This is a genomic window from Roseisolibacter sp. H3M3-2, from assembly GCF_029211165.1.
Classification (GTDB): Bacteria; Gemmatimonadota; Gemmatimonadetes; order Gemmatimonadales; family Gemmatimonadaceae; genus Roseisolibacter.
Genome location: NZ_JARGEK010000243.1, coordinates 1 through 7,516, shown reverse-complemented (window position 1 = coordinate 7,516; position 7,516 = coordinate 1). Strand labels below are relative to the sequence as shown.

Genomic DNA, 7,516 nt, shown 5'->3' with positions numbered 1-7,516 from the left:
CGGCCCGCGGCTGCGCGACCCGCGCGACCGCGACCCGCGCGGCGGACGGCGTGGGGGCGGCGACACGGCGCGCGTGTACGTCGGCCTCGGGCGGCAGGCGGGGCTCCGCCCCGCGGACCTGGTGGGCGCGATCGCCAACGAGGCGGGCGTCGACGCGCGCGACATCGGCGCGATCGACATCTCCGACCGCTTCGCGCTGGTCGAGGTGCCGGGGCAGGCGGCGGACCGCGTCGTGCGCGCGCTGCGCGACACGACGATCCGCGGCCGGCGGGTCGAAGCGCGCCGCGACCGCGACGAGGGCTGACGCGGCGCGCGGGGGGGCGGCGGGCGCGGCCGCGCGGTATGCTTCTCGCAGCCCCCGGGGCGCCGCCGCCCCCTCGCCGTCCCACGCCCGGCCCCTGATGTCGCAGCCAGACCTCCGCACGACCGCGCCCAGCCCCGTCGCCGGCCCGGGGGCGGACTTCCGGGCGATGGCCGAGCTGATGCCGCAGCTCGTGTGGTCGACCACCCCCGACGGGTACCACGACTACTTCAACGCCCGCTGGTACGCCTACACGGGCATGCCGCGCCCCGACGACCCGGGGGGCGAGCACGAGACGGGGCAGGGGTGGAACTGGAAGGAGTTCCTCCACCCCGACGACTACGACCGCGCGCAGGCGGTGTGGGCGCACTCGCTGCAGACCGGCGAGTCGTACGAGATCGAGTACCGCTTCCGCGAGCGGACCACCGGCGGCTACCGCTGGTTCCTCGGGCGCGCCGAGCCGCTGCGCGACGACGCGGGGCGCATCGTGCGCTGGTTCGGCACCTGCACCGACATCGACGACGCGAAGCAGAACGAGCTCGCCCTCGGCGTGCTCGCCGACGCGGGGTCGGCCGCGGCGCTCGCCGAGGACGTCGACGCGGCGCTCGGCGCGCTGGCGCAGGTGGCGGTGCCGCGGCTCGCCGACTGGTGCGCCGTCGACCTGGCCGACGCGGTGCGCCCGCACGGGCGGCGCGTCGCGGTCGCCCACGTCGACCCGTCGAAGGTCGCGCTGGCGCACGAGCTGGCGGAGCGCTACCCGCCCGACCCGCGCGACGTGGAGCAGGGCGTGCCGCTGGTGCTCCGCTCCGCGCGCCCGGTGCTGATGCGCGAGGTCCCGGACGAGCTGCTGGTCGCCGCGGCGCGCGACGCCGACCACCTGCGCCTGATCCGCGCGCTCGGGCTCTGCTCGGCGATCATCGTCCCGATCCTCGCCGACGAGCGCGCGGCCGGCGACGGCGCGGCGAGCGACGGCGCGCGCGTCCTCGGCGCCATCTCGCTCGTCGCCGCCGAGGCGCGCCGCCGCTACACGGAGCGCGACCTGGCGCACGCCGAGGAGCTGGCGCGCCGCGCGTCGCACGTGGTCGCGCGGCTGCGGCTCACCGCCGCGCTGCGCGCCGACCGCGCGCGGCTCGCCGAGCAGGCGCACGAGCTGGCGACGCAGAACGAGGAGCTGCAGCAGCAGGCGGTGGAGATGGAGATGCAGGCCGCGCAGCTGCAGGAGCAGGCGGCCGAGCTGGAGGCGCAGGCGGAGGACCTGCAGGTCTCGAACGCCGCGCTGGCGTCGAGCGAGGCGCGGTTCCGCGCGCTGTGGGACAGCATGGCGCAGGGCGTGGTCTACCTCGACGGCGACGGCAGGATCACCGACGCCAACCCGGCGGCCGAGCGGCTGCTCGGCCTCTCGCTGGACCAGCTGACCGGGCGCGCCCCCGCCGACCCCGCGTGGCGCGCGGTGGACGCGGCCGGCGGGCCGCTGGCCCCCGCCGACTTCCCGTCGGCGCGCGCCGCGGTGCGCGGCGAGGTGGTGCGCGGGGCGCGCGTCGGGATCCTCAACCCCGCGCTCGGCGAGCACCGGTGGCTGCAGGTGGACGCGGCCCCCGAGGTGCGCCCCGGCGAGGACCGCCCGTTCCGCGCCTACGCGCTGTTCGACGACGTCACCGACGCGGTGCGCCACGAGGAGACGCGCGCGCGGCTGGCGGACGCGGAGCGCGACGCGCGCGAGCGGATGGCCCGCCTGTTCGAGCAGGCGCCGGTGGCGATCAGCGCGACGCGCGGCCCCGACCACGTGTTCGAGCTGGCGAACGCGTCGTACCGCCGCCTGCTGCGCGGCGGGGAGCCGATCGGGCGACCCGCGCGCGAGGTGCTGGCCGAGCTGGGCCCCGCCGTCGCCGACCGCCTCGACCACGTGTACGCGGCCGGCGAGACGTTCGTGGCGGTCGAGCTGCCGGTGCGCTTCGACCGCGACGGCGCGGGGCCGCGCGACGCGTACTTCAACCTGATCTACGAGCCGCTGCGCGACGCCGGCGGCGCGGTGACGGGGATCCTCACCGTCGCGCACGAGGTCACCGACCAGGTGCAGGCGCGCCGCGCCGTGGAGCGCGCGCGCGAGAGCGCCGAGGAGGCGAACCTCGCCAAGAGCCAGTTCCTGCGCACCGTGTCGCACGAGCTGCGCACGCCGCTGAACGCGATCGCGGGCTACGCCGACCTGGTGCTCATGGGGCTGCGCGGCCCGGTGACCGACGACCAGCGCGGGGACCTCGAGCGCATCAAGCGCGCGAGCCAGCACCTGCTCGGGCTGATCAACGACATCCTGTCGTTCGCCAAGCTCGAGGCGGGGCAGATGGAGCTGGAGGTGCGCGACGTCGAGCTGCGCACCACGCTGCTGGAGGTGGAGGCGCTGGTGACGCCGCAGCTGGCCGCCAAGTCGCTGCGCTTCGCGCGCGGCGAGTGCCCGCCGGGGCTGCGCGTGCGCGCCGACGAGGAGCGCGTGCGGCAGGTGCTGCTCAACCTCCTGTCGAACGCGGTGAAGTTCACCGACGCCGGCGGGCGCGTCGCCGTCGACTGCGAGCAAGGCCCGACCGAGGTCGCGGTGCGCGTGCGCGACACCGGGATCGGCATCCCGCCCGAGGCGCTGGAGCGGATCTTCGACCCGTTCGTGCAGGTGGGGCGCGACCTGCGCGCGCCGAGCGACGGCGTGGGGCTGGGGCTCGCGATCAGCCGCGACCTGGCGCGCCGCATGGGGGGCGAGCTGACGGCGGAGAGCCGTGTCGGGGAGGGGTCGGTGTTCACCCTCATGCTGCCGCGGGGCGACTGACCGGCGCGCTGCGGGCCGCGGGCTGCGGATCCGAACCCGCAGCCCGCAGCCCGCAGCGTCCTACCTCCCGTCGTCCGTCGCCAGCGTCCGCCACCCCGCCGTCATCGCCGGGTGGCTGCGCACGAGGTACCAGCCCATGACGACCGCGGCGACCACGTTGCCGAGCGCCACCTGGTACCACGCGATGTCGCCGATCGCGTTGACCTCGAGGAGCGCGACGAAGCCGGTGAACGCGACCTCCACCGCCGCGAACAGCATCAGCAGCAGCGCCACCATCGACGGCGAGCGCTCGGCGCGGTGCACCAGGAAGACGGCCGCGATGCCCACGAGGCCGAACGCCACCACGTGCACGAGGCTGTAGAGCGCGGCCAGCCCGAGGCGCCCGTCGCCGTCGGCCGCCAGGGCCGGGTCCGCGGCGCCGGTGACGACCGCGCCGAGCAGCGCGGGGGTGTGCAGCGGACGTCCGGCCAGCGAGTCGACCAGCAGGAACCAGAGCGCCACCGCGACGGCGCCGAGCATCCCGGTCGCGAGCCCTTCCCGAATCAGTCCGTGCGAGTGCGTACGATCGGCCATGGCGTCCTCCGCTGGGGTCCCCGGGGCAAGGCGCGGCGGCGGGTCGCGGTTCCCGCGCGCGCCTCCACCCGTTGGCCGTCGTGGGAAAGCGCGATCCGTGCCGGTCCGGGCCGCGGGGGCGCCGATCCGGCGCCGGTTCGCGCGCTTCCGTTCCAGGTGGCATCATGTGAGGCGTCCGCCCCGTCGCACGCCCGGAGACCGTCCATGCATCGTCCAGTGCCACGTCCAGTCGCGCTCGCCGCGTTCGCCTCGCTCGTCCTTCCCGCCGCGCTCGCCGCGCAGGCGCCGACGTTCACGATGGCGCAGCTCAAGGGGTACCCGTTCCCCACCGAGCTCGCCGCCGCCGCCACCGGCGCCCGCGTCGCCTGGGCGTTCGACGAGCAGGGGCGGCGCAACGTGTGGGTCGCCGAGGGCCCGCGGTTCGCGGCGCGGCAGCTCACGCGGCACGCCGCCGACGACGGGCAGGAGCTCACCGGCGTCTCCGTCTCCGCCGACGGGAAGTGGGTCGTGTACGTGCGCGGCGGCGAGCACTCGGGGAACTGGGACGACCACGTCCCCGTCGACCCGACGTCGAGCCCCGGCGGGCAGAAGCTGCAGCTGTGGGTCGCGCCGTTCGACGGGAGCGCCGCGCCGCGCGTGGTGGCCGACGGCGGCGACGAGCCGGCGCTCTCGCCCGACGGGCAGCGCGTCGCGTTCGTGAAGGACCGCGCGGTCTGGGTGGCGCCGCTCGACGGCGCGCAGCCCGCGCGGAGGTGGATCGCGACCCGCGGCGAGCCGTCGGACCCGCGCTGGTCCCCCGACGGGCGCCGGCTCGCGTTCGTGTCGGGGCGCGGCGACCACGCGTTCGTCGGCGTGTGGAGCGGCGACTCGACGCCGGTGCGCTGGCTCGCGCCGTCGACGTCGCGCGACGGCTCGCCGCGCTGGTCGCCCGACGGCGCGCGCCTCGCCTTCGTCCGGCGCCCCGGCAGCGGCGGCGCGCCCGACTCGCTCCTCGTCGCGCGCCACCAGCCCTGGGGGATCTGGACCGCCGACGTGACGCGCTGCCTCGCCTCGCCGACCGCCGACGAGGGGTGCCCCGCCGCGCGCCTCTGGCAGGCGCCGGCGACGCTGCGCGGCTCGCCGCCCTCCACGCACGGCGGCACGAATCTCCACTGGACGAAGGCGGGGCGCATCGCCTTCGCGTCGTACCAGGACGGGTGGCCGCACCTGTACAGCGTCCCCGAGGCGGGCGGCGAGGCGACGCTGCTGACGCCCGGCAACTACATGATCGAGCACGTGTCGATGAGCCCCGACGGGCGCGCGCTGCTCGCGTCGGCCAACACGGGGCCCGACGCGCGCGACATCGACCGCCGGCACGTGCTGCACGTCCCCGTCGACCGCGCCGCCGCGCGCGTGCTGACGCCGGGGACGGGGCTGGAGTGGATGCCGGTGGTCACCGGCGACGGCGCGCACGTGGTGTACGTGAGCGCGACCCCGCAGCGCCCGCCGCTCCCGACCGCGATGCCGCTGCGCGACGGCGCCCCCGCCGGCGCGCCGACGCTGCTGGCGCAGGACCGCATCCCCGCCGACTTCCCGGCGTCGCGCCTCGTGACGCCGACGCAGGTGGTGTACGACGCGCCCGACGGCGTGAAGGTGCACGCGCAGCTGTTCACGCCGACGACGCCCGCCCCCGCGGGCGGCCGGCGCCCCGCCGTCGTCTTCGTGCACGGCGGCCCGCCGCGGCAGATGCTGCTCGGCTGGCACTACGGCGACTACTACGCGAACACGTACGCGGTGAACCAGTACCTCGCGAGCCGCGGCTTCGTGGTGCTGTCGGTCAACTACCGCCTCGGCATCGGCTACGGCTACGAGTTCCACCGGCCGAGCGGCACGGGCGCGCAGGGGGCGGGGGAGTACCAGGACGTGGAGGCCGCGGCGCGCTGGCTGCGCACGCGCCCCGACGTCGACCCGGCGCGCATCGGGATCTGGGGCGGCTCGTACGGCGGCTTCCTGACCGCGATGGCGCTGGCCCGCCACTCCGACCTGTTCGCCGCCGGCGTGGACGTGCACGGCGTGCACGACTGGACGCAGGAGCGCGCCCGCGGCATGCTCGACCGCTCGCGCTTCGAGACGCCGCCCGACGCGATGCGCGCGCTCGAGGTCGCGTGGCAGTCGTCGCCGGTCGCGTCGCTGGCCGGATGGCGCTCGCCGGTGCTGCTCATCCACGGCGACGACGACCGCAACGTGCGCTTCAACCAGACGGTCGACCTCGCCCGACGGCTGGCGGCCGCGGGCGTGCGCTACGAGGAGCTCGTCATCCCGGACGACACGCACCACTTCATGCGCCACGCGAACAGCGTCCGCGTCAACTCGGCGGTGGCCGACTTCCTGGAGCGCATGCTGATGCCCGGACGCGCGGCGGGGCGCACGGCCACGCGGGAGCGCTGAGGGCGGGGGGCACGGTCCTCGCCTCGGGGACGGGCGGCGCCGACGGCGCCGCCCTGCTCGCATCCACCGGCCGCACGGCCGACCCCGATACGGAGGACACCATGAAGCACCGCACCCTGACCCTCTCGCTCGCGCTCGCGGCGCTCGCGGCCTGCGGCGGCCGCTCCGACGACGCCGTCGTCGACTCGGCGGCCTCGGTCGCCCCGTCGGTCGGCGCGATCGACAGCGCCAGCGACAGCGCCTACGTCGACGCGCAGCGGCGCCTCGACAGCCTGCGGGCCGCCGGCGTGAGCCCGGCCGACGGAATCGACAGCGCCGCGGCCCGCGCGGGCGGCGTGCTCGCCAACGACTCGACCCGCGACACGCTGTACTACCCGGGCGGGCGGAAGCCGTAAAGAAGCGGCGGGCTGCGGGCTGCGGATTCCGATCGAACCCGCAGTCCGCAGTCCGCAGCCCGCCGTGCCCTGTCACGGGCCGGACCCGCGCGGTAGACTGCGTGGTTGGTAGCGAGCCGAGAATTAGCCCGGCTCACGATGTCGATCCCGCCGGCGGGCGCAGCTGCTCGCCGGCGGTCGTGCTCGGCCCGCCGTACCCCGACGTATGAAGCTGTCCCGCCGCGCCCTCGCGGCCGCCGTGCGAGCGCCCGCCGCCGACGGGCCGACCAGCCTGCAGGCCGAGAACTGGCGCCTGCTGCGCGAGGAGCTGGCCGCCGACGCCGAGGGCGTCGCCGAGTACGCGCGGTGGACGGCGCGTCGGCGGGCGGCCCTCCCCGAGCTCCGCGCGCTCGTCGAGCGGTTCGTGGCCGGCGACGCCGGGCTGGAGGAGCTGCGCTCCACGCTCGACCGGCGCACGCGCCGCGAGTGGGACGCGCTGGGGCTGCGCGGCGCCTCGGGGGCGATGTTCCTGAACCAGCTCGCGCGGCGCGCGCCCGAGCCGCGCCCGCTCGAGCGGGCGCTCCGCGCCGCGCTGTCGCTCCCCGCGAGTGACGCGGAGGCGCGCGCGCGGCTCGACGCGCTGGTGGGCGCGCTCGGCGCCCGCGACGGCGCGCGCGCGGTGTTCCTGGCCAGCGTCTGCTGGCACGCGCAGGCGCCCGCCGACTGGCCGGGCTACCACCCGTCGGCGCGGCAGGCGCTGACGCTCGAGGACGCGCTCTTCGTCGCCACCGGGCACGCGGCCGCCGACTACGTCGCGTTCCGGCAGGTCTTCCTGGCGCTCGCGCGCGCGATCGACGCGTCGCCCGAGGAGCTGGAGTTCCTCTGCTGGTGGCACCTGCGCCGCGCGCCGGCGTGGGATCCGCCGGAGCCCGACGACGAGCCCCCCGCCGACCGTCCCGCCGTCGCCCTGCGCGCGCCCCGCGGGCGTCGCGTGTCGCCGACGCCGGCGCGGGCGGTCGAGTACCCGCG

5 protein-coding genes and 1 pseudogene are annotated in these 7,516 nt (G+C 77.0%); 5 read left to right on the top strand and 1 reads right to left on the bottom strand.

All coding sequences use genetic code 11. The annotated features are described in order from the left end of the window. The coding region (locus PYV61_RS17440; RefSeq protein ID WP_275833944.1) for a DbpA RNA binding domain-containing protein at window positions 1-304 on the top strand (304 nt) is incomplete at its 5' end. 97 nt (window positions 305-401) lie between these two features. Beyond that, complete coding sequence (locus PYV61_RS17435; RefSeq protein WP_275833942.1) at window positions 402-3,113, top strand: ATP-binding protein; 2,712 nt, start codon at window positions 402-404, stop codon at window positions 3,111-3,113. A 60-nt stretch (window positions 3,114-3,173) separates the two neighbouring features. Here PYV61_RS17435 and PYV61_RS17430 read toward each other — a convergent pair whose 3' ends face one another. Further along, entirely contained in the window at window positions 3,174-3,686 is a 513-nt protein-coding gene (locus tag PYV61_RS17430) for a hypothetical protein (RefSeq protein ID WP_275833940.1), read from the bottom strand. A gap of 216 nt (window positions 3,687-3,902) precedes the next feature. Here PYV61_RS17430 and PYV61_RS17425 point away from each other — a divergent pair, with 216 nt between their 5' ends. The 3 genes and pseudogenes from PYV61_RS17425 to PYV61_RS17415 form a co-directional block, all read left to right on the top strand. Continuing rightward, window positions 3,903-6,113 carry a prolyl oligopeptidase family serine peptidase gene (locus tag PYV61_RS17425; RefSeq protein ID WP_275833938.1) on the top strand — a complete coding sequence of 737 codons (2,211 nt, stop codon included), beginning with the start codon at window positions 3,903-3,905 and terminating at the stop codon, window positions 6,111-6,113. 101 nt (window positions 6,114-6,214) lie between these two features. Continuing rightward, the gene (locus PYV61_RS17420) at window positions 6,215-6,508 is read left to right on the top strand and encodes a hypothetical protein (protein WP_275833936.1); all 294 of its coding nucleotides are present in this window, start codon (window positions 6,215-6,217) and stop codon (window positions 6,506-6,508) included. A 205-nt stretch (window positions 6,509-6,713) separates the two neighbouring features. Beyond that, a pseudogene (locus PYV61_RS17415) lies at window positions 6,714-7,516 on the top strand (hypothetical protein); the annotation flags it as partial.